Raw genomic sequence first — 20875 nt, 5'->3', positions numbered from 1 at the left:
TTTTTTACTACAGAACGCAGAGTTTTTCTCTTCACTCTCTGTGTTCTCTGTGGCTAAATTTTATTCCACCGTGAAGCCAGTTAGCAGCAGTTTATCATCAACGGCCGTTCCCGTGCCATCCAAAACCGAAAGTCGGCGCAGCGTTTGCAACAAGTAAAAGCCCACCTGCACCCGGTATGCGCCGTCAGGCAGCTTACCCGCCAACTGCACCTGATGCCGATCCTCAACTACTTCGCCCGGTGCCCATTGGCTGGTGGGAAACGTTCCCTGCACTGGCCAGCTATCGATCTGGCCCACAATTTCGTCATTGGCGTTTAGCACCTGCACAAATACCGTGTAATCTTCCACTAGTGGAGCCAATGCTTGCCAGGTGAGCATGATGTCTAACAAACCACCTGGCTGCAAGCTGCGGGTGGGCAAATCGACCGACAGCAAGGCAATCTTGTCCTCAAAGTTTGTTGCCCCTTCTGGCAATGGTACACCACTCACTAATGTTTCCCCCACGACGCAAAAATTGGTCACAGGGCGCATCCAGCCACATTGCGCTTGCCTGCTGGGATGCTCTGCCAAAAGTTGGTAACGGCCGTTTTCCATTGACGTTTGGACGGTGAATTGGTTGGTGAAGGATTGGTTGGCGGGAACGGCCGTTTCTGGAGCCAAACCGGGTTGCGGTTGCGGCTGCACACTCTCCCGCAGTACAAAGTTGAGTCCCGCCGAACTGCCTTCACCTGCTAGTAAAATTGGCAGCGGCGTTTCTGGGCGGATTTGCGCAGGGATGTCCACGCTTTTTAGCAATGCCGTCCCCACCTGCGCCCGGATCGGCTGAGCCAGTTGGCGAGCTGACGCAGGGGCAAAGTCGTGGCTGGCAACGGTTTGCCAAGCCAGTTCCGCCAGCGGCATAAATGGTGGCGCGACGGCCACCTGCAAATCCAGCATCTGCGCCTCGGCCAGCAGCGGGCGGGGCCAACTGTGTACGTCCACTACCAGCTCGCCGGGTCGCCAAGCCACGGTGGGGTAATTATTGTGGACGGCGTGCTGTCCGGTGGCCACATCGGGCGCGCCCTCGTAATTTGTCCCCGCCCAGCGGGCAAAAATGTGCCAGGTCTCGCTAATCTGGGTGTCGGTTTGCCAAACTAGCGTGACGGCCGTAGCCGTGGAGTCGCTGGGGTCTTGCGGTTCGATGCCTAAGCCCACTAGCTGCATCGGCCCAAAGCTGTACTGTACAGAATTGGTCGTGGACGGCCGTTCCAGTAAAGGCTCTTTGCTCACTTCCGTCAACGCCCCTACCGCGCGTAAATGGTAAATCCCAGCCAGCCCCGGCAAAAATCGGGCCAGATAGACCGTCTGCCCAGCGGCCAATCGTGCATCCAGTTCCGCTCGGTAAGCCGCTTCATCTGGCAGTACTATAATGTCTAAATCAGGGCGAATGCCTTCTGCCTGCTGCAAGTAGTAAAGCGGCGGGAATTTGTCGCTGTCGGCCAAAATGGCAGCGTTTTCGGCCAGCGGCTGCTGCAACACACCCAAGCCCCAGGCGGTACGGCCGTCCGCCATGGAGCTATCCAATCGCGTCTGGTTGTTCACCACCAGCATGAGCGTGGGCAGTAGGAGCAGCAGCAAGACGGCCGTTTGCACGAATGGTGCCAGCGGCTTGTTTTCATGGTTCAGGCGGCGTGTGATGGTTTGGAGAACGGCCGTCAGCCCACTTGCCCACAATAATCCCACTACCAACTGTGCCGGAATGAGAAAGACGGCCAAATCGGGGACGTAGTAGTTGAGGCAGTAAAAAGTAAACCCTAGCCAAGTGACCAACAAAATTGCGGCCACGCGCCAGTTGCGCCAAACTAAGTAACCCAGCCCTAACAGCACCAGCGCCAAATTAAATTCGCCCCAATTTTCCACAAACAGCCGCCCCACAATGCCATACCGCGCTGAATCATTCAGCCACGCACTCCACTGCAACGCCCCCTGAAAACGGCCGCCAATTACCCAATCTACAAAGCGACTCAGCCCCATTGGTTCCCCGTTCACCGCCTGCCAGCGTAGGGGGAGATAGAGGTAGAGCAGAAGCGGGAGGCCAAACGCAACTATTAGTTTTAGTGAAAAACGGTAATCGGTATTCTGTTTCTCCGTGAAACTCTGTGTCTCCTCTGTGTTCCTCTGTGTTCCGTTTTTTCCCCTGTCTCCAAACAAAACAAGCAAAACGGCCACGCCGGCAGGCGGCAGCAAAAACAGCGTCGTTAAATGATTCGTTAATCCCAACCCAATCACAAAGGCCAACAAGGGCAAATTTAACCGCAGAGAGCGCGAAGAACGCAGAGAAAATGAGTGACTTTTCCCATCTCCCATCTCCAATCTCCAATCTCCAATCCGCCTCATCAACCACAGCGCAACGCACACCACCAGCGCATGCAACGCATACACCTCAGCGGCAATCGCCTGGCTGAAGAAGGTGCTGGTCAGCCCCATCACAACTGCACCGAGGACGGCCGTTTCCACCTCACCCCACAGCTCCCACAAAAACTTAAAAAAGAAGATGAGCGCGATGGTTGCCAGGACGGCCGTTCCCACATTGATCCGCCACGCCACCGAGCCAAATGGGATCAGGCTGAACAGCTTGCCTAGCAGCAAATAAAGCGGGTAGCCCGTCGGGTGGGCAATGCCTAGCTGCGGCGCCACCACCTGAAATTCAAACGTATCCGCCTGCCCCACCGTGCGCGACATCGTACTCAGGTAAACAGGCAGCTGCGCGAGTGCGACCAGCAACGGCCCCAGCCAACGCCAAATGTCTACGCTCCTTTGCCAACGCTGACTCGCCCAGATGAGCAATGACAGCCAGAGCGATGCGCCAAAAATTAGGCGGCTGCGCCCCAAATCTACCAGCGGATCAGCTAAATAAATCAAATTCAGCAGCAGCGACGATAGCACAATAGGCGACACGCTCTTTGGCCAGCTGCGCTGCCAGAACAGCCAGGTGACAAAAGTGAGAATTGCAGTGAAGGTGAGGGTGAAAAACGGCCGTCCCAACCAGAGCCAGCGCGGAAATAAGCCTTCATACAAGATGCGGCTTGCTGCCAACCAGCCAACAAAGGTTAAAGAAAAAAAGGTCAGATGGGTCGTAAAAAAAGAAATTCGGGCAGAAGTAGCAGAAATTGGCGGCTGGTGTTGGGTATCCATACGCCGCCTATTGTACCCTTTCCAGCACCGCCTCGGTAATGCTTATTGGCACGTTTTGAATTTTTATTACAAAGAAACGAAGAAACCGTGAAACGAAGAAAATAAAGGCTTTTTACCTTCCTGCCTTCGTTCCTTCGTATAAAGTTAGCCAACAAAATCAGCAAATGTTGATACAATCGGGCAACATTTATTGATAATTGAACACAGATTACCAAACACCGTTTATCGAACACCGAAAAAGGAGTTCAACCCAAATGACCCAATCACACAATTTCCATCTGGAAACGCTGGCTGTCCACGCAGGGGTGGAGCCAGACCCGCAAACCGGGGCAGTGATGACGCCCATCTACCAAACCTCCACTTATGCCCAGCCAGATGTAGCCCAACACAAAGGGTATGAATATTCGCGCACCGACAACCCCACCCGTACCGCCCTGCATGGGGCCTTAGCTGCGCTGGAAGGCGGCAACCACGCTCTCGCGTTCGCTTCCGGCATGGCGGCAATCGACACAATTTTGCGACTGATCAAGCCTGGGGAGCACGTGCTGTCTGGCAATGATGTGTACGGCGGCACGTTCAGATTATTCGACAAGGTGCTGTCTGGCTACGGCATTGAGTTCACCTTTGCCGACACGACGGATGAAACGGCCGTCTCCGCCGCCATGCAGCCCAACACCAAACTCGTCTGGCTAGAAACCCCCACCAATCCCATGCTGCGCCTGACAGACATCGCCGCCATTGCCAAGATTGCCCACGATGTGGGGGCATGGCTCGGTGTAGACAACACCTTTGCCTCGCCCATCCTGCAACGGCCGTTGGCACTGGGGGCAGATTTTGTGCTGCACAGCACCACCAAATACATCGGCGGCCATTCTGATGTGGTCGGCGGTGCCATTGTTTTGAACGATACACAAATCTATGATCAGCTCAAATTCCTGCAAAACGCCATTGGGGCCGTACCGGGGCCAATGGATTGCTTCCTCACCTTACGCGGCATCAAAACATTAGCGATTCGGATGGCGCAACATTGCCGCAATGCGATGCTGGTGGCTCAATCCCTGGCGGATCATCCCGCCGTTGCTGAGGTAATCTACCCCGGCTTGGACAGCCATCCACAATATGAACTGGCCCGGCGGCAAATGAAGGGGCCAGGCGGTATGATTTCCTTCGTGCTGCACGGTGGTGAAGAAGCCGCCCGGCTGGTCGCCCGCGAGACGCAGCTTTTCACCCTGGCCGAATCGCTGGGCGGCGTGGAATCGCTCATCGAGCTGCCCGCCCCCATGACCCACGCCTCCGTGGCCGATTCGCCGCTGGCGGTAGACCCTGGCCTGGTTCGCGTTTCCGTCGGCATCGAAAATGCCCAGGATTTGATCAACGATTTGAAAACTGTGTTGAATCAACTTTAGCCTGTCGTAGGGGCAACTCGCGAGTTGCCCCTATAGCCACATCATTCGCTAATCGGTGCAAACCCGCCAGACGGCCGTTCAGTTCCACACCCCTCCTCGCCAGACAATCTATCCATCCAAACTTACAAACCGGAGGCTGCTATGCGTCGTTGGACGATTTTTATGTTGTTGCTGCTAATTATTACCGCTTGTCAAAAGGGGGAACCCGTCGCCACAGGCTTTTTACACGGTGATTTTGCCTACACAGCTTACCAAAATCAGGTGAAGGTCATCAACGTCGCTAACGAGACTGCGCCCCAATTTGTTACGGAAATTGAGTTGCCGGGCAATGTGATGAAGGTGGAGACGGACGGCCGTTACCTCTACATTGCCCATTCCACCAACGCCTCAAGCTGGGACAGCCGCTCCGGGCCACCAAACGCAGGGCTGCAAATCGCCGACATCAGCAATCCTGCCCAGCCGCAGAATCTCGGTCATTTTTACACCAAAGGTCTCCCCACCGATTTGGTTCTTTACGGCGACTTCGTTTACCTTGCCACCCGCGATTATATCGACATCATCAATGTGAGAAACCGAGAAGCACCGCGTCACTTGGCCACGTTTTTTGAAGGGGGGAACACCCTGATGCGCAGCGGCGAACAGATGGTTGCAAGCTGGGGTGGCTGCAATTTCCGCACAGGCTCTTGTGGGGGCGGGTTCAATTTATTTACTTTGGATGACCCCAAAGCTATTACACAAATCGCCCACTTTCAAACAAACCAAATTCCAGCGTACGATGTAGCCTTGTCTAATGGCTACGCCTTTGGCACCGGCAAGGGGATGTGGGCAACCGATTTGGCAAATTTAGACCAGTTGCAGATTAACGGCCGTTACGAACTCAACAACGGCTTCCTCTACCCTGCCCAAATTATAGTTGACGGCACCATTGCCTACGTGACCCAGTTCGACGGCCTGCACATCATGGACGTCAGTGAACCAACCAACCCGACGCTTCTGGGCATCTACCCAACATCCAACCAGCTAACTGATCTTGCTTTGCGAAACGGCCGTATCTATCTTGTAGGCTGGAGCGGACTCGAAATTGTAGATGTGACCAACACAGCAGCCCCCAAGTTGCTGGGCTACCATGCCACCGACTACCCGGCGCAGATTTTCCCGCAACCAACAGCCACACCCTAGCGGCATAAAAAAAGACCAGAGGGCTTCTCTGGTCTTGCAAATTTCAATCTCTAGTTGTTGCTACTTGGGCAAAATGCGAACCTTGCGCCGCTTGCCCTCGCCTGAACTTTGTGTGTACACATCATCATTTTCGCGCAAAGTCATGTGAATGATGCGCCGCTCATGTGGCGGCATTGGCTCCAGGCTCACAGGGCGTCGCCGCGTGACCACTTTCTTGGCCATGCGCTCAGCCAAACGGGCCAATGCTTGTTGCCGCCGCCTGCGGTACCCTTCAACATCTACCACAAAAGAAGCGCGTCGCTGCAACTGGTTGCCCACCATCAAACGCGCCAAGTATTGCATCGCGTTCAAGGTTTCGCCACGCGGCCCGATGAGTGCGCCCAAATCGTCACCTTCAATATCCAGCTCGTGAACCTTACGACCTGTCAGATCATCCGGTTCAGAAATAGAGGTAGATATTTCTGCTTCAATGCCCATCTTGACGAGCAAGGCCCCAATGACTTCCTCGGCAGCCGCGCCTTCCTCATCATCAGCTTCAATCACCTCAACATCATTCCCATTGCTGCTGGCGGTGGTAGAAACGGCCGTTTCTGTTACGGATGCTGGTGTCACTGCTGGTTTTGCCGCTGGCTTAGGTGCCACTTTTGGCGCAGGCGGGGGTTCCGGCGCAGAGAGGGCAACCAACCGCACCACAGCCTCCCGGCTGCCAATACCTAGTAATCCACGACTCCCCTCGTCAATCACATCAATAATGACATCATTTCGTTTTACACCTAACTGCTGTAAACCGGCTTCAACTGCTTTTTCAACATCCGCTCCCCGGACCTCGATTTCGCGTTTATTACTCATAGTTTCCTCTCAAATTCTTGCTAAACACACCAGATGCCCAGAGTCAGTGGGGCAACTGGCCGGGTACGCAAAAGCCATCCATCTATACCAATAACTTATCTGAGGATGGCTCCCTCAACTTACCGCTTAGCCGAGCGTCGCTTTCGCTTGGACTGACTGCGATTTTTGCTGCCGTTCCCCTGTGTAGCCTTACGTTTCGTATTTGTTGTACTTGGCGATGGTTTTTCCTTTGGCATTTGAGCCTCAGGAATCTCGGTACTTCCCTTCATTCCCATTGCCTTCAGATCTTTCTCCTGGGCTAACGCTTCTTTCTCTGCCTCCATTACGCGCCGAGTGTAAAACCCTTGGGCAATGCCAATGATATTTGACAGTACAAAGTAGATTGATAAGCCAGACTGGAAGGATAGGGAGAAGAAGCCAAACATGATTGGCATTGTATACTGCATCGACCGGGTCATTGCGGCCGTTGGATCATCTTGCTGATTATTGCCACCTTTCTTGTTGTCGTTGTTTTTATTGGCAGATGACGGTGTTGTAAACCGGGTCTGCAAAAACATGGTTGCAAATACCAAAATCGGCAAAATGTACAGCGGGTCTGGTTGACCCAAATTCAACCACAAAAAGTTACTTTCAATTGGCAGCAAATCAGTCAGGTCGATAAAGGACCAAACACGCTGGGTCAAATCAAACAAATTTTGTGGTGTTGCATCTAATACCAATCGCAACACTTGGAACAAACCAAACAAAATGGGCATGGTTGCCAACAAAGGCAAACAACCACTTAAGCTTTCTGCAGGATTGTAGCCAATCTTCTGGAACTCCTCCTGCATCTTTTGCGGGTTGTCTTTGTATTTTTGCTGAATGGCCCGTATCTGTGGCTGCATTTCCTGCGTTTTTGCCATGCTGCGCTGCTGCCGCAAGTTTAACGGCAACATTAAAATACGCGTGAAAATAGTAAAAACCGTCAGAGCCAGCAGGAAATTGTTGCCTAAAATATCATACAGCCACAAAAGTGCGTTGGTTATTGGATTGATGATTAATAAATCCCACATAAGGTGATTAAGTCCTGTTTGCGTAAAAGCGGGAAAACGACTTTGTTCTGTATAAGAACTTCCCGATTTCTAAATAAGACGATGCGTAATGGCGAATTTACCAGCGCGTCGTCACCTGTTTCAATCAATTATCCGGCAAAATGCAACCAATATTGCTTAAGATTCCGGTGGTTGATAGCTCCAGCTTAGGCGACCACCATCTAACTCATACCCTTGCAAAATGCCAGCTTCACTTTGTAAGGCAACCACAATCATATCACCAATAATAATTGGATCAGAGAAAAGAGGGGCGGGAGTGGTTGTTTGCCACAGCTCATTCCCTGTAGCTATATCCATTGCAACGAGCAATCCTTCTTCGCTTTCCTCGTTGCCTAGCGAAGCAAAGTAGACAACGCCATCCTGCACAACCGGGCTGGCTTGAATTGCACCTTTAATTTCCAGGGGCGGATTTTGTGTAGCACCAGCTACCGTGTTCATGGCATGGACACCACTTTCCCACAGCACATCACCGCTGGCGGCATTCACTGCAAACACATTTCCACTGCTATCGCCGAAGTAAAGCACACCATCTGCCAGCGCGGGTGCACTCCATATCCAATCTGTTGCTTCTACCTGCCACGCTTCTTCGCCACTATCAATATCCAAAGCATGTACAGAGCGATCATAGCTGGCAGCATAAATAAGATTTTCTGCTGCATTCACCAGCGGTTGCGCCGACATGGCCCCGCTTAATTCTACGGCCCATTTTTCACTACCATCACTGGCATCTATTGCATACACGCTTCGATCCAAAGAGGAGATAAAGAGGGTGCCTTCGTAATATGTGGGTTGGGCCCAGATAGAGAAACCGGCTTCAAAACGCCACAGCTCATCTCCAGTTTCAGCGTCGAGAGCCAGCAGCAAATTGTCTGCGGTGGCAACGTAAGCGACACCATCAATTTGCAGGGGCCCTGCAATGATGCGATCTGAGGCTAGATCGTTGCGCGTCCACAGCGATTGCGCTGCACGCCCACTGACATCTACGCCATAAATGGAAACGACTGTTTGGGGGGAGAAAAGCCCTTGGGCTGCGCCAAAATCACCGAGAACGGCCGTACCGTTTTCAACCGAAGGTGGGGCATAAAGGAACAAAGATGCATTTTCTGGCCGATAAGACCAAAGTAAATCTTGGGATTCTGCTTCAATAGCAACCACACCGGGACCGTAAGCGACATAAATATTTTCGCCATCAGTAGACATTCCAGGCCAGTTGGCGGCAGTCCCAGCACCTACACATGACGTTAAGACAAACGTCGCCAAGAGTAAAAGTAATAATGTAAGCCGTGAATACGGCCGTTTTGCAATGAACAAAGAATGCCTCCGCAAATTGAGTAGTTAATAAGGCCGCTTAGGCCAGGTTACGGAACCGGATCATAGCCACCCGGATTCAGGGGATGACAGCGACCAATACGCTTGAGTGCCAGCCAGCCACCTTTCATAAAACCGTATTTTTCAATCGCTTCGTAACCATAATGGGAACAGGTTGGGTGGAAACGGCAGCTTGGTGGCGTCACGCGGGAGATTGTGCGTTGGTACAAACGAATTATAAATAGAGCAATTGTTTTCATGCGAACATCATACAATTTTCCGCAGAAAAACAGGTAGAAATTGCGAAAAATGTTTCCACTTTCAATAATTTGTTAATCTCTGCAGAACTATTGCCCAGTACGAGCAACGTCTGTCAGAAGTTTCGCCTGGGTCAACAATTGCAAAACGGCCGTTTCCACCTCGGCAAAAGCTGCCTTAGGCAGTTGCGGCCGTGCAATCCACACACAATCCCAGTCCGGTTGAATATCTCCTAAATGCAAACGAACTGCTTCACGCAGTAAACGTCTGGCACGGTTACGCACCACTGCCTTACCCACACGCTTGCTCGCCACAAAGGCGAACCGGCTCGCCCCATTTCCTTTTGACTTCACCAGCAGTATGCACAGCGGATGACGAAAGGCACGCCCTTGCTGTCGCACATTGGCAACATCAGCAGAGCGGCTTAGGCGATGCGGCTGTGGCAGCATACATCAGACAACCGAAGCTGTATTACCCACCACCAAAACGCTTTTTGGCACGGTAAGCCGTTGCCGACGAACCATTCCAGTTAATACGCTTGACGTGTTCGTTCATCTTCACGGTGAGCTGTTGACGCCCTTTGGCACGACGGTTCTTCAAAACCTTGCGGCCACCTTTCGTTTTCATGCGCTGCCGGAAACCATGTACGCGCTTCCGGCGACGGATTTTTGGTTGATATGTACGCTTTGGCATAGGTAGTTCTCCTAAAAAAAGCAGGGCATATGTAATCGGCAAAAAGATTTTGAGATAAGCAAACCATGGTTTTTACCGATTACTTGAGTAAAAGCGGGAAAAACGACGCTACTTATTTTCGAAAACTTGCCCGCTTTTACAAAAAGCCCTGAATAAGTTATCGACTCAGTTTAAAAAATGTCCATCTGTAAAACGACAGAAAATTATACCCAAGCCACAGAGGGCGGTCAAATAAATTTAGGGCAAAAATCGACTCCAAACTTATGAAACACGCACTATTTTTGCCCCCAAACCTTGCAATTTCTGCTCAATCTGCTCGTATCCCCGATCAATTTGCTGAATATTGTGGATGGTACTTTGCCCTTTGGCGCACAAAGCCGCCAAAACCATCGCCATACCGGCCCGAATATCCGGGCTGGGCACGCCATGCGGGCTAGCATTGAGTTGATTACCACCTAGAATCATTACCCGGTGCGGATCGCACAGCACAATGCGTGCGCCCATAAACGTCAGATTGTCCACAAAGAAAAAACGACTCTCATACATCCAATCATGCAGCAACACAGAACCCGTAGACTGGGTAGCAATGACCACAGCGATGCTCATCAAATCAGGTGGAAAGCCAGGCCAAGGCATCGGTTTTATTTCTGGAATACGGCCGCCTAACGCCGGTTTTATCTGCATGGATTGGTTGGCAGGCACCACAATGTCATTGCCGTCATCATGCCAGTGCACACCCAATTTTTCATACACAATACGAATCATGCCTAAATTATTGGGCTGGGCATCCTGAATGCGAATCTCACCCCCGGTAACGGCCGCTGCGCCAATAAAGCTCCCCACTTCCATAAAATCAGATCCTATGCGAAATTCGCCACCGCCGAGGCGGTCTACACCCTGAATAGTCAGACGATTGCTGCCAATGCCCTCAATTTTGGCTCCTAGGCTGTTCAGGAATTGGCATAGATCGCGCACGTGTGGCTCGCAAGCGGCATTGTCGATGACGGTTTCGCCTTTGGCCAACACTGAGGCCATGACGGTATTCTCCGTAGCGGTAACGCTGGCTTCTGGCAGCAGCAAATAGCCTGCCCCATGCAGCCCGTCGGCATTCATGTGGAACAAGCCGCGCTCTTGCATTTCAACGGCCGTTCCTAAAGCCTCTAGCGCCGTAATGTGGGTGTCCAACGGCCGTCCGCCAATCACATCCCCCCCCGGCAGCGGCAGCGTCACCTGCCCCATCCGCGCCAGCATCGGCCCAGAAAACACAAAGGAAGCCCGAATCTTGCTGGCGAGGGTGCTGTCCAGATCTGTTTTGTGAATATTGGCGGCATGAACCCGCCAGCTACCCTCGCCCAGGTCTGTCACCTCTGCGCCTAAATCAGCGAGCAAATCGAGTGTAAAAATAACGTCCTGAATGCGCGGAATGTTATGCAGAATAATGGGTCTGTCGGTAAGTAAACAAGCCGGCAGCAGCTTCAGGGCAGCATTTTTATTGCCACTGACCTTCACCGTGCCGCTAAGCGTGTGGCCACCTTCGATAACAAATCGTTCCATGATTTTTCCCTTTTCTTTGCTTCTCTTCCGAACTGAATTCTAACGGGCAGGGCAGCAGCGCACAAATTGGTAAAACGAATGCTCACAGATGACTAAACCAATAATTTTTGCCCTAAAGAAAGGGGATTTGTACACTTTGCTTATGCCGATGATTCAGTTACCTAAAACAACGCTTTTCTATGCAGCGCATCTGCCTGATGATGCGCAACAGACGATAGTACTCATACATGGAGCGGGCGGTTCACATTTGGTTTGGCCCGCAGTGCTGCGCCGTCTGCCACAAACGGCCGTTTACGCCATCGATCTGCCAGGACACGGCCGTTCCCACCCACCCGGTCGCCAAACAATTGCCGCCTACGCTCAAGACGTGCTCGATTTTATTGAGGCATTGTCGTTGCAAAATGTGGTGTTGCTAGGGCATTCAATGGGCGGCGCGATTGTGCAGCAGATTGGGTTGGCTGCCCCGCCTAGCGTCACGGGGCTTATTTTGCTGGGCACCAGTGCCAAACTGCGCGTTTCACCCCATATTTTGGATGCTATCAGCACGGATGTAGAAACGGTCGTTGACTTGCTCAATCAATTTTTCTGGGGCAGCATGCCCTCAGCAGACATGCTCAATAAAAATCGGCAGATGCTATTGGGGTGCCCAACAAACGTCCTGCTGGATGATTTTTTGGCTTGTGATCAGTTTGATTTGCGTGAAAAATTGCCAGAGATTACGCTTCCCACATTGGTAATCAGCAGCGAAAATGACCAGATGACGCCGCCCAAATTTGGCAAGTCTTTGGCAGAAACGCTGCCGAACGCAACGTTTGCGCTCGTTCAACAAGCGGGGCACATGATGATGCTGGAAGCAGCTGGGAAAGTGGCTCAACTGGTGCAGAATTTTGCGAGGGGCTGGCAATAAAAAACGGCCGTTTTCACAAGAAACGCCCGTTCAATCATCTTCTTTTTTGCTAAGCTAGCTCAATTCATCACAATGGTTCGTTTGGACAAAACGCCAGATACCGTTTGCAGGAGCTGATCGGCCGTAAACGGTTTGGGCAAGGAATCATCGGCGATGCTGCGCAAGCCGGTCACCAGTTCATTGTTGCTGGCACCGCTAGAAATGGCAATGATAGGAATGGTTCGTGTGTCATCCGCTTCGCGCAGCTTTTGAGCGGCAGCAAAGCCATCCAAAACGGGCATTTCGGCATCCATCAATACCACATCGGGATGTTCTTCCTGCGCCAGAGCCAGCCCTTCGGCACCATTTTCTGCTTGCAGCACACGAGCCGTTGGGTAAGCCATTGTCAGAAAATCGCTAAGAATCATTCGTACGGCCGTATTATCATCTACCACTAAAACCGCCCTCATCTGATGCCTCCTTCAATTTCTAAAGAACATGTTTGTTTGCCAATATGTCTCTAGTATGCCGGAAGAAACGGCCGTTTTCTGTGAATCATCCCGCAGCACAATCGATCAAACTGCTACACAATGAGTGTTAGGTATTTACACATTACAACCGTAGCTCAATTTACAGTTTATTTCTGGCAACAGGTCTAACCAGTGCCGCTTTTCAGCACGGTACGCAAACGCGGCACAATGGCCTGCACCGCCCGCCCGCGATGGCTAATCTTGTGTTTTTCAGCCGGGCTTAGTTGGGCCATTGTCTGCTGATGCGTTGGTAAATAAAAGATGGGATCATACCCAAACCCGCCGTTGCCAACAGGTGCCAGCGCAATCGTGCCTTCACACACACCCTCAGATTCGCCCAAAATAGTGCCATCGGGAGCGGCCAGCACAATAACGCAGCGAAAGCGAGCCGTGCGCGCCGGGTCTGGCACATGCTGGATAGCTTCAAGGAGTTTTTGGTATCGCTGAACGGCCGTTAAGCCCGCACCGCCATACCTGGCCGTATGAACCCCAGGTGCCCCATCGAGCGCATCTACCTCCAAACCAGAATCATCCGCCAGCGTCAGCAAGCCAGTTTCCGCCGCGTATGCCTTCGCTTTGAGAACACCATTCTCACGAAAGGTGCTGCCTGTCTCCTCAACATCTTGCGTCACGCCTACATCATCTAAGCTGAGCCACTCAATCTCCAAATCAGTCAACATATCAGCAAAATTTTGTAATTTGCCTTTGTTATGGGTTGCTACCAAAAGTTTTGTCATTTATGAGCCTTTTTCCTGTTTCTAAAGGCGTATGTTATACTCCACTCCTAAATTTTTCCGAAGGGAGGGACCCCCATGACAAGTAAACGCCCTTCCCGACTGCGCTTCAACTTTGGCTTCTTTTTAGAAGCCTCCCTAGGCACAAGTCGGACAATTGAACTGAGTTACCCCACCATTCAGGTAGAAGATTTAACCCTGAGTCCCCTGGCTGGTACCTTTACCGCCACGCGCACCTCTGAAGGTGTCTACCTTAGTGGTACGCTCAACAGCACGCATCTCAGTGAATGCGTGCGCTGTCTAGAAGAAGCCACCGTACCAATCCATATGAAGCTGGATGACCTATTCTACTACCCGGCCCATACGGCACCGGAAGGCGAATACAGCATTGGTGAAGACGGATTTATGGATTTAGCTCCCCTTGTACGCGAGCTAACTGTGCTAGAAACGCCCATCCAACCCGTTTGTCGGGTAGATTGCCAGGGATTGTGCATGGAGTGCGGGCAAAATCTCAACATAGCAGACTGCGGCTGTGAAGCCAATCCAATCAATGAGCGCTTAAGTGCATTGCAACAGTTGCTCAATTCTAAAGATAATTAAGATGTTTTTTGATCAGGCCAAAATATACATACGCAGCGGCAACGGTGGCGACGGTATGTTGAGCTTTCGCCGCGAGAAGCACGTGCCATTTGGTGGCCCAGACGGCGGCGATGGTGGCCACGGCGGCGACATCATTTTTGCTGCCAGCCGCCATCTAAACAGCCTAATGCGGTTTAATCGCCAGGCACACTTTAAGGCAGAACATGGCAAGCATGGCGGTACACAAAAGCGTAATGGTAAACGAGGCGCACCTTTGCGGATTGAGGTGCCGACCGGCACGGTCATTCGGAATGCAGAAACAGGCCAGGTGTTGGCGGACATCACCTCTGAAGAGCAAGAAATCACCGTGCTGAAAGGTGGCAAGGGCGGACGGGGCAATATCCATTTTGCCAGCAGCGTTAACCAGGCCCCTCGCATTGCCGAGCGTGGTGAGCCGGGTGAGGAGCTGTGGGTGACGCTGGAGCTAAAGCTCATTGCGGACGTGGGCATTGTGGGGGTGCCGAACGCAGGCAAATCGACGCTACTGTCGGTGATTAGCGGGGCCACCCCCAAGGTAGCTAGTTATCCGTTTACTACTTTGCAGCCCAATTTGGGCGTGGTGGAGCTTGATGATTTTGAGACGTTTGTCGTTGCCGACATTCCAGGCCTCATTGAGGGGGCAGCCAGCGGTGTGGGTCTGGGACATGACTTTTTGCGGCATGTGGAGCGCACGCGAGTGTTGATTCACTTGCTGGATGGTTCGGCAAAGGAGCCACTGGAAGATTGGGCGATGATTAACCAGGAGTTGGCTTTGTACGACATTGCGCTGGAGAAACGGCCGCAGCTTGTCGTCCTCAACAAAATGGATTTACCAGATGCTGTTGCCTGGGAGCCGCTCATTGAAGAACAGATTGTGAAGGCTGGCTATCCGTTCATGTCCATTTCTGCAGCAACGCAGCAAAACGTGCGGCAAATGCTGTACCGCGTACGCCGCATGTTAGATGAAGCTCCACCTGCCAAAACCCGCCACGATGATGAAATTGCGGTCATCCGGGCTGAAAATGAGGAAGGGTTCACCATAGAACGGGAGGGGGATGGCTGGCGTGTACACGGCAAGCAAATTGAGCGTGTGGCGGCCATGACTTACTTTGAATTTGACTCAACATTGATTCGTTTTCAGAAGATTTTAGAGACGATGGGCATTTCTCAAGCACTTACAGAAGCGGGGGTGACGGAAGGCGATTTGGTTTACATTGGCGAAGAAGAGCTGGAGTGGGGTGAGTAAAAAATCCAGAATTGGGCTACTGGGGGGAACATTTGATCCGCCACATTGGGGGCATTTGTGGTTAGCAGAGCTGGCGCGGGTGCAGCTAAATCTGGACAAGGTGCTGTTTTTGCCGGTGGGGGACCCGGTACATAAGCAAGGGCAGATCATTACGGCCGTTTTCCACCGTCTCCAAATGATTTCCCTGGCAATTCAAGATAATCCCTGCTTTGTCCTGGACACGACAGATTGCACCCGGCCTGCGCCGCACACCACCGTATCCCTACTGCCGTTGCTGCAGCAGTCACACCCTGAGGCTGATTTTTGGCTGCTCATTGGCGGAGATTCGCTGCGTGATTTGCCTACTTGGGTAGAGCCAGGGCGACTCATTCAGCACTGTCGGTTGGGGGTATTGCCAAGACCTGGGGCAGAGATTGATTGGGCTGATTTGTCTACGGCCGTTCCTAACATCAAAACGGCCGTAGACATGCTAGATGGCCCCACGCTCTCCATCTCAGCTACAGCCATTCGTCGCTGGGTGAAAAATGGAAATGAACCGAGGTATCTGTTGCCAACGGCCGTTGCTGAATATATTCACGAAAAACACCTCTATCTGGGTTAATTGGCCGTATCTTTGTCTCCTTCCTCGCTAGATGGTTGAGGTGCATACCGCTTCATTTGGGCCATTGGCACCTTAATCATTTTGCGGCAGTTGATACATTCAACCGTGTGGTATTTTTGCTTCTTTTCACCGGACTTTGCCAGCGCGTCAACCAGATAATCGCGACTTAAATTAAACGATTGACGGCAGTAGTTACAGCGCACGTTCATACTCTCTTCCTTTTCGTACTTGTGACAATTAAATTCCTGGTCATCTTACCAAGAAAATTTATACCGGACACCTTCTGGTGTTTTCTGTTCGTGCCAACCAAACTGTTTCAGGTTGATGTTGGCCCGGTGGCCGAAGCTGTGCAGCTTTTCTGCCAGGGCAGGCTGGGCAAAACGGGCGGCCTCCGCAAATAACTCTGCAGGAGCATAGCCAATCTTACGGGCGCAATGATGGTACACGGCCAGGCTCACATCCACATTTCGCTTTGGGGAGATAACGTAGTTGGCAATGACGGCACCGACTATACCCGCCAAGAGCCATGCCTGGCTGTTCTGCCGCACGGCTAGCGTGGCAGCCCGATGCCCAAAAATACCAAACAAGGAGCGATGCTCCTGCGCCAGCGTAAGTTGAAACTGTTCCTGCTCTACGGCCGTTCCCCGCAAAAATCGGTCAACAATCAACCGCAGCCGCTCGTCTGTGCTGGAGGGGAGGGGTTCCGCATAGTAGATTACCACTTTCAGGCCCGATAAATATTGCTGGGCTTCATCGGTAAAGGTGCGAAAAGCGTTGCCATTTTTCATGCGTGGGTTACTCCTCTGCAAATGATTTTGCCACAGAGACCACAGAGAATTGAGAGATTCTGTTGATTTTCATTGACAATAGTGCGCTGTGGCGTACGACGTACCTTGTAAATTCAGCGGGGACTCCAAAAGGGCATCACGCCTTCGGCCAAGAACCGTTTTTGGCCGCTCTCAACGTTGACGATGAAGATTTGGTTACGGCCGTCTTCTATCATCGGCAGCACGAACGCATTGCTATCTGGTGCCCATAAACGATGACTAAGTGCTCTGTAAAGCAAATTTGTTAGTAAACATAGTTATCGAATAAACTTGTGGAATGGCAAAACATATAAAACTTCCACAAAATGAAAAAACTGAACTTGAACAATTGATAAAGTCGGGTGAACACAAAGCAAGGGTGATCAGTCGGGCAAGGGTGTTGCTTCTACTCAACCGCAGCGAAGGGGAGAAGAGAACCTTGGCTCAAGTCGCAGAAGCAACCATGCTATCCAATGTTACTGTCAGCCAAATCAAACGACGTTACTTTGAAAGTGGTGTGGACAGAGCGTTGTACGACCAACCACGATCAGGGCGGCCGGTGACAAAAATGACTGGAGATGTAGAAGCACAACTGATTGCCTTGACATGCAGCGAACCACCAGAGGGGTATGACCGGTGGACACTGAGATTATTGGCTGATGGGCTGGTAAAACTAGAGGTGGTTGATGAGATTAGTCACACCGCCATAGGAAATAAGCTAAAAAAAATGAACTCAAGCCTTGGCAAGTAAAATCGTGGTGTCTGCCCAAACCTGGGGCACGCTTTGTCGCCAAAATGGAAGATGTCCTCTCCGTTTATGAACGACCCTACGACCCGAAACGGCCGATGGTTTGCCTGGATGAAATTCAAAAAGCGTTGCGGTCAACACCAAGAGGTGAAATTCCGCTGCAACCAGGACAACCCGTTCGAGAAGACTATGAGTACCAACGACATGGGAAGTGTTCCCTTTTTCTGGCCGTCGAACCATTAGCCGGATTTCGCAAAACATGGATTTATCCACAACGCCGCAAGATTGAATTTGCACAGGTGTTGAAATCATTAGTCGACGAGGTTTATCCTGATGCAGAGACGATTGTCTTGGTTGTGGATAACTTGAACATTCACCATATCGCTTCTTTATATGAACGGTATGAACCAGCAGAAGCACGCCGGATTGCGGACAAACTTGAATGGCATTACACACCAGAGCATGGCAGTTGGCTCAATATTGCTGAATGTGAATTATCTGTTTTACGTCGTCAGGCATTGAAGCGACGGAAGGTGGATATTGACGAAGTTCGCAACCAAGTAGCAGCTTGGGAAACACAACGCAATAAACGCCAAGTGGGTGTTGATTGGCAATTTACTTGCACTGATGCTCGCATTAAACTGAAGCGACTTTATCCAATTGTTAACGTTCAGTAATTTGTTAACGCCTTATATTTCTAAATATACTTTGTTTACAAAGCACTAAGCGCGTACTGATCAAAAAACGGCAAGAATTGTGTGGCAAATGTAAATGTGGGCACAAAATTGAATAAGACCCGCCCTTCATCCGTGAGTACATCATAAACGAGCAAGCGTAATTGGGGCAAGTTTTGCTGCTGATTTGGCTTGCCCATTCCTTCTTTGCCAAATAGCGAGGCGTTGATGTCCCCATCGCCACTGCGAGACGCGCTAATCACTGCCAGATAACGGCCGTCTGGCGACCAGAAAAAGGCCAAAATGGGTTCATTGCTAATTAAGGCGACCTCACCCGTGGCGGCATCCAGCAAGCGCAGTGGTCCCACAAAGCTGGTACTGTCTGGATCGGTACCATTGGTAAAAGCAAGCTGGTCGGCGGTGGGACTCCACGCCATTGCCACCAAACCGGCATGCCGCTCTTGCACAATTGCTTCAGATTCAGTGTCGATCACCACCAAACTACTGTTGCCCGTCATAACTTCGGCATACGCCAGGTAACGGCCGTCTGCCGAAATGCCTGGAGCCTGGAAAAAGCCCGGTGCCGCAATCGGGTCGCCGGTGCCATCACCCTCTGCAGAAATTAGCTCCAGTCGGGATGCCTCGCCAGAAAAACCGCTGTGGATGAGGATTTGCTCACTGTTGGCCGTCCATTGCCAGTAAAGCGGGCCACCAATGGTGAGCAGGCGGCTCTCAGCAGAACCATCTGCCTGCACCAGATGCAGCCCCATGCCATCTGGATGGCTGGCCAAAAAACTGACCTGGCTGCTGTCTGGGGACCAGTACAGGTAAAATGGACCTTGTTCTCGATCTGCATACAGCGGTTCTGGCGTAGAGGTGGGTTCCCCTTCATCCGTTAGCACAAACAGCCCTGCCCCACCCCGGTTCACGCCAATTGCCGCTACGGAACGGCCGTCTGGCGACCAGGCCGGGAACTTAAAGCGCAGCGAACCTGTGGTGAGCTGCCGCTCATCGCTGCCATCGGGGGCAACGGCCACAACCTGCCCTCTATCCGTAACGTACACGATGCGGTTCACGCTGTCCGTCTCGTTATCTACTGTTGCGACAGCCTCTACCTCGCTGGGTGTCGCCTCAGCTTCTTCTGCTTCGGTGGTTTCAGGAGGAACGGCCGTTGCTTCCACAATGGGGGCTTCAATCTCATCCGGCTGCAGCTGATCCCGAAAGAAAAAGTACCAAATAGCCCCACTCGCCGACATCATCAGCAAAGCCAAAACCACAATAAGCGTCAGCACAATGCGGCAGCCACTGGGGCGTTGTTTTTCGGGCATCGCTACCCAAGGTTCATTTCTGGGATCAAATTCAGACATAAGGTTTCCTCAAAAATCAGGTTTCTAATGGTCGAAAGCCCCCGCCGCGCACATCCTCAGCCGGTGTCAAGATGACAAAGGCATCGGGGTCTGTCTGAGCCACCAAACGTTTTAACGCCGCTTTTTGGCGCGATTCCAGGGCACACATAAGCACCCCATGCTCTTTCCCTGTGTACATCCCTGTGGCATTGATTAGCGTCACACCTCTACCCAACTCCTTCATGAGTACCTGGCTCACCACATCCATCTTGTCAGAAATGATATAGGCAAGTTGTTTGCGCGTGTCAAAACGAGCCAGCCGAGGCAGTTCGGTTTCAAAAGTGTCCCAGGTGATGTGGCGCAGTCGGTACAAAAAGTTGCGCCAACGCGGGGCTGTAGAAGATAAAACCTCTCCCTGCGTTTCCTGCAAGCCAACGGTAAACAAACCCAGAGCAATCAAGGAACCATTAAAAATAAAGCCAACAGTAAGCACCAACCAACCCGGCAATGGCCCCATAGCAGAACGGGTCACAAACTGTTCCAAACTATCTACCGAAACAGGGTGCATATAAATCTTGCCAATCCAGCTTCCCGCTAAAATAAGGAAAATGGGTGCATAATTGCGTCGGTAACGGCAACCTAATGCCTCCAAAAGACCAATAGGAAAACGGGGGTTGTTGAGGCTTTCAGTAATCTTGTCGGCCCAATCTGCATGAGGCATAAAGGGCGGTGAAAGCAACCCAACAAAAAAGTTCTTTTCCATCAAGCGGACCCGATTTGTCCACAATTCATAATACCGATACCGTCGTGCTTCTATAAATAAAAAGAGCAGGACAAATAGTGAATCTATCAACAAAATTGAGGCTGTGTGTATTGGGTCGCTAAATACAAAGGTGAGGGCAGCACCTGTGGTAATAACCGCCCAATTGGTTGTTGCGTCTAGCCGCTGACGCCAGACATTGGAGCGCGTCATTTCGCCACGATAAAAATGAATCATGGCGTTGGTAAAATTCCCGCTATCCAGATGCTGGCCAGCAAATTCCCAAACGTGTTCCAAGTCCGTATCATCAGGTGGCGGTGGGTACGCAAACCCAGATGCGTCTTTATCAGTTGATTGCTCCATAGCTTCCTCACTAAGTAATATACTGCTCTGGCGATCCAAAGCTCACAAATT

22 protein-coding genes and 1 pseudogene are annotated in these 20875 nt (G+C 51.6%); 9 read left to right on the top strand and 14 right to left on the bottom strand.

Annotation, left to right across the window (positions count from 1 at the left end; translation table 11 throughout):
* Positions 1–60: 60 nt before the first annotated feature.
* The gene (locus tag ACOQPU_RS03110; protein WP_420643668.1) at positions 61–3174 is read right to left on the bottom strand and encodes a DUF2723 domain-containing protein; all 3114 of its coding nucleotides are present in this window, start codon (positions 3172–3174) and stop codon (positions 61–63) included.
* 254 nt (positions 3175–3428) lie between these two features.
* On the opposite strand from ACOQPU_RS03110, the gene ACOQPU_RS03105 reads away from it, so the two are divergent.
* The gene (locus tag ACOQPU_RS03105) at positions 3429–4580 is read left to right on the top strand and encodes a cystathionine gamma-synthase (protein ID WP_420643667.1); all 1152 of its coding nucleotides are present in this window, start codon (positions 3429–3431) and stop codon (positions 4578–4580) included.
* Between the two features lie 141 nt (positions 4581–4721).
* Complete coding sequence (locus ACOQPU_RS03100; protein WP_420643666.1) at positions 4722–5759, top strand: LVIVD repeat-containing protein; 1038 nt, start codon at positions 4722–4724, stop codon at positions 5757–5759.
* A 60-nt stretch (positions 5760–5819) separates the two neighbouring features.
* Here ACOQPU_RS03100 and jag read toward each other — a convergent pair whose 3' ends face one another.
* From jag to murA, 7 genes and pseudogenes are all read right to left on the bottom strand, one after another.
* Positions 5820–6608 (bottom strand): RNA-binding cell elongation regulator Jag/EloR, encoded by a 789-nt coding sequence (jag, locus tag ACOQPU_RS03095; RefSeq protein WP_420643665.1) that lies wholly within the window; start codon positions 6606–6608, stop codon positions 5820–5822.
* A gap of 119 nt (positions 6609–6727) precedes the next feature.
* Positions 6728–7660 (bottom strand): YidC/Oxa1 family membrane protein insertase, encoded by a 933-nt coding sequence (locus ACOQPU_RS03090; protein ID WP_420643664.1) that lies wholly within the window; start codon positions 7658–7660, stop codon positions 6728–6730.
* A gap of 156 nt (positions 7661–7816) precedes the next feature.
* A complete protein-coding gene (locus tag ACOQPU_RS03085) occupies positions 7817–8899 on the bottom strand; it encodes a PQQ-binding-like beta-propeller repeat protein (protein WP_420643663.1) in 1083 nt (360 codons plus the stop codon).
* A 158-nt stretch (positions 8900–9057) separates the two neighbouring features.
* On the bottom strand, positions 9058–9267 hold the full coding sequence (gene yidD / locus ACOQPU_RS03080; protein WP_420643662.1) for a membrane protein insertion efficiency factor YidD: 210 nt from the start codon (positions 9265–9267) through the stop codon (positions 9058–9060).
* Between the two features lie 87 nt (positions 9268–9354).
* Positions 9355–9714, bottom strand: coding sequence for a ribonuclease P protein component (gene rnpA / locus ACOQPU_RS03075; RefSeq protein ID WP_420643661.1), 360 nt, complete (start codon positions 9712–9714; stop codon positions 9355–9357).
* Between the two features lie 112 nt (positions 9715–9826).
* Positions 9827–9958 (bottom strand): annotated as a pseudogene (rpmH, locus tag ACOQPU_RS03070) (50S ribosomal protein L34); the annotation flags it as partial.
* A gap of 261 nt (positions 9959–10219) precedes the next feature.
* Positions 10220–11512 carry a UDP-N-acetylglucosamine 1-carboxyvinyltransferase gene (gene murA / locus ACOQPU_RS03065; protein WP_420643660.1) on the bottom strand — a complete coding sequence of 431 codons (1293 nt, stop codon included), beginning with the start codon at positions 11510–11512 and terminating at the stop codon, positions 10220–10222.
* 88 nt (positions 11513–11600) lie between these two features.
* On the opposite strand from murA, the gene ACOQPU_RS03060 reads away from it, so the two are divergent.
* On the top strand, positions 11601–12419 hold the full coding sequence (locus tag ACOQPU_RS03060; protein ID WP_420643659.1) for an alpha/beta fold hydrolase: 819 nt from the start codon (positions 11601–11603) through the stop codon (positions 12417–12419).
* Between the two features lie 59 nt (positions 12420–12478).
* Here ACOQPU_RS03060 and ACOQPU_RS03055 read toward each other — a convergent pair whose 3' ends face one another.
* Both ACOQPU_RS03055 and rdgB read right to left on the bottom strand, forming a co-directional pair.
* On the bottom strand, positions 12479–12868 hold the full coding sequence (locus ACOQPU_RS03055; protein WP_420643658.1) for a response regulator: 390 nt from the start codon (positions 12866–12868) through the stop codon (positions 12479–12481).
* 185 nt (positions 12869–13053) lie between these two features.
* Positions 13054–13665 carry an RdgB/HAM1 family non-canonical purine NTP pyrophosphatase gene (gene rdgB, locus ACOQPU_RS03050; protein ID WP_420643657.1) on the bottom strand — a complete coding sequence of 204 codons (612 nt, stop codon included), beginning with the start codon at positions 13663–13665 and terminating at the stop codon, positions 13054–13056.
* 75 nt (positions 13666–13740) lie between these two features.
* Between rdgB and ACOQPU_RS03045 the strand changes: the two genes are divergently transcribed.
* The 3 genes from ACOQPU_RS03045 to nadD are packed head-to-tail and all read left to right on the top strand — an operon-like array spanning position 13741 to position 16127.
* Positions 13741–14262 (top strand): YceD family protein, encoded by a 522-nt coding sequence (locus ACOQPU_RS03045; protein WP_420643656.1) that lies wholly within the window; start codon positions 13741–13743, stop codon positions 14260–14262.
* Position 14263: 1 nt separating this feature from the next.
* The gene (gene obgE / locus ACOQPU_RS03040; protein ID WP_420643655.1) at positions 14264–15526 is read left to right on the top strand and encodes a GTPase ObgE; all 1263 of its coding nucleotides are present in this window, start codon (positions 14264–14266) and stop codon (positions 15524–15526) included.
* Entirely contained in the window at positions 15519–16127 is a 609-nt protein-coding gene (gene nadD / locus ACOQPU_RS03035) for a nicotinate-nucleotide adenylyltransferase (RefSeq protein ID WP_420643654.1), read from the top strand. The genes obgE and nadD overlap by 8 nt, the downstream gene beginning before the upstream one ends.
* On the opposite strand, the gene ACOQPU_RS03030 is transcribed toward nadD, so the two are convergent.
* Both ACOQPU_RS03030 and ACOQPU_RS03025 read right to left on the bottom strand, forming a co-directional pair.
* Positions 16124–16336: a hypothetical protein gene (locus tag ACOQPU_RS03030; protein WP_420643653.1), complete on the bottom strand. Its 213-nt coding sequence runs from the start codon at positions 16334–16336 to the stop codon at positions 16124–16126. The genes nadD and ACOQPU_RS03030 overlap by 4 nt on opposite strands.
* A 45-nt stretch (positions 16337–16381) precedes the next feature.
* The gene (locus ACOQPU_RS03025; protein WP_420643652.1) at positions 16382–16915 is read right to left on the bottom strand and encodes a hypothetical protein; all 534 of its coding nucleotides are present in this window, start codon (positions 16913–16915) and stop codon (positions 16382–16384) included.
* Between the two features lie 62 nt (positions 16916–16977).
* Here ACOQPU_RS03025 and ACOQPU_RS03020 point away from each other — a divergent pair, with 62 nt between their 5' ends.
* The 3 genes from ACOQPU_RS03020 to ACOQPU_RS03010 all read left to right on the top strand — a co-directional run bounded on the left by ACOQPU_RS03020 (position 16978) and on the right by ACOQPU_RS03010 (position 18358).
* The gene (locus ACOQPU_RS03020; protein ID WP_420643651.1) at positions 16978–17166 is read left to right on the top strand and encodes a hypothetical protein; all 189 of its coding nucleotides are present in this window, start codon (positions 16978–16980) and stop codon (positions 17164–17166) included.
* A 65-nt stretch (positions 17167–17231) separates the two neighbouring features.
* Complete coding sequence (locus tag ACOQPU_RS03015; protein ID WP_420640814.1) at positions 17232–17684, top strand: helix-turn-helix domain-containing protein; 453 nt, start codon at positions 17232–17234, stop codon at positions 17682–17684.
* An 11-nt stretch (positions 17685–17695) separates the two neighbouring features.
* Entirely contained in the window at positions 17696–18358 is a 663-nt protein-coding gene (locus tag ACOQPU_RS03010) for an IS630 family transposase (protein ID WP_420645803.1), read from the top strand.
* Between the two features lie 35 nt (positions 18359–18393).
* Here ACOQPU_RS03010 and ACOQPU_RS03005 read toward each other — a convergent pair whose 3' ends face one another.
* Entirely contained in the window at positions 18394–19722 is a 1329-nt protein-coding gene (locus ACOQPU_RS03005) for a TolB family protein (RefSeq protein ID WP_420643650.1), read from the bottom strand.
* A 16-nt stretch (positions 19723–19738) separates the two neighbouring features.
* A complete protein-coding gene (locus ACOQPU_RS03000; RefSeq protein ID WP_420643649.1) occupies positions 19739–20824 on the bottom strand; it encodes a DUF2270 domain-containing protein in 1086 nt (361 codons plus the stop codon).
* Positions 20825–20875: the final 51 nt, after the last annotated feature.

Source organism: Candidatus Leptofilum sp., from assembly GCF_965223285.1.
Lineage (GTDB): Bacteria > Chloroflexota > Anaerolineae > Promineifilales > Promineifilaceae > Leptofilum.
This window is presented reverse-complemented; position numbering and strand designations above follow the sequence as displayed.

Excerpts from the sequence above, each read along its gene's own strand:
- ACOQPU_RS03055 (WP_420643658.1), bottom strand. The coding sequence starts at position 12,868 with ATGAGGGCGGTTTTAGTGGTAGATGATAATACGGCCGTACGAATGATT.
- ACOQPU_RS03000 (WP_420643649.1), bottom strand. The coding sequence starts at position 20,824 with ATGGAGCAATCAACTGATAAAGACGCATCTGGGTTTGCGTACCCACCG.
- ACOQPU_RS03030 (WP_420643653.1), bottom strand. The coding sequence starts at position 16,336 with ATGAACGTGCGCTGTAACTACTGCCGTCAATCGTTTAATTTAAGTCGC.
- jag (WP_420643665.1), bottom strand. The coding sequence starts at position 6,608 with ATGAGTAATAAACGCGAAATCGAGGTCCGGGGAGCGGATGTTGAAAAA.
- ACOQPU_RS03015 (WP_420640814.1), top strand. The coding sequence starts at position 17,232 with ATGGCAAAACATATAAAACTTCCACAAAATGAAAAAACTGAACTTGAA.
- murA (WP_420643660.1), bottom strand. The coding sequence starts at position 11,512 with ATGGAACGATTTGTTATCGAAGGTGGCCACACGCTTAGCGGCACGGTG.
- obgE (WP_420643655.1), top strand. The coding sequence starts at position 14,264 with ATGTTTTTTGATCAGGCCAAAATATACATACGCAGCGGCAACGGTGGC.
- ACOQPU_RS03105 (WP_420643667.1), top strand. The coding sequence starts at position 3,429 with ATGACCCAATCACACAATTTCCATCTGGAAACGCTGGCTGTCCACGCA.
- ACOQPU_RS03060 (WP_420643659.1), top strand. The coding sequence starts at position 11,601 with ATGACTAAACCAATAATTTTTGCCCTAAAGAAAGGGGATTTGTACACT.
- ACOQPU_RS03100 (WP_420643666.1), top strand. The coding sequence starts at position 4,722 with ATGCGTCGTTGGACGATTTTTATGTTGTTGCTGCTAATTATTACCGCT.
- ACOQPU_RS03045 (WP_420643656.1), top strand. The coding sequence starts at position 13,741 with ATGACAAGTAAACGCCCTTCCCGACTGCGCTTCAACTTTGGCTTCTTT.
- rnpA (WP_420643661.1), bottom strand. The coding sequence starts at position 9,714 with ATGCTGCCACAGCCGCATCGCCTAAGCCGCTCTGCTGATGTTGCCAAT.
- ACOQPU_RS03110 (WP_420643668.1), bottom strand. The coding sequence starts at position 3,174 with ATGGATACCCAACACCAGCCGCCAATTTCTGCTACTTCTGCCCGAATT.
- rdgB (WP_420643657.1), bottom strand. The coding sequence starts at position 13,665 with ATGACAAAACTTTTGGTAGCAACCCATAACAAAGGCAAATTACAAAAT.
- ACOQPU_RS03005 (WP_420643650.1), bottom strand. The coding sequence starts at position 19,722 with ATGTCTGAATTTGATCCCAGAAATGAACCTTGGGTAGCGATGCCCGAA.
- ACOQPU_RS03085 (WP_420643663.1), bottom strand. The coding sequence starts at position 8,899 with ATGTCTACTGATGGCGAAAATATTTATGTCGCTTACGGTCCCGGTGTG.
- ACOQPU_RS03025 (WP_420643652.1), bottom strand. The coding sequence starts at position 16,915 with ATGAAAAATGGCAACGCTTTTCGCACCTTTACCGATGAAGCCCAGCAA.
- ACOQPU_RS03090 (WP_420643664.1), bottom strand. The coding sequence starts at position 7,660 with ATGTGGGATTTATTAATCATCAATCCAATAACCAACGCACTTTTGTGG.
- yidD (WP_420643662.1), bottom strand. The coding sequence starts at position 9,267 with ATGAAAACAATTGCTCTATTTATAATTCGTTTGTACCAACGCACAATC.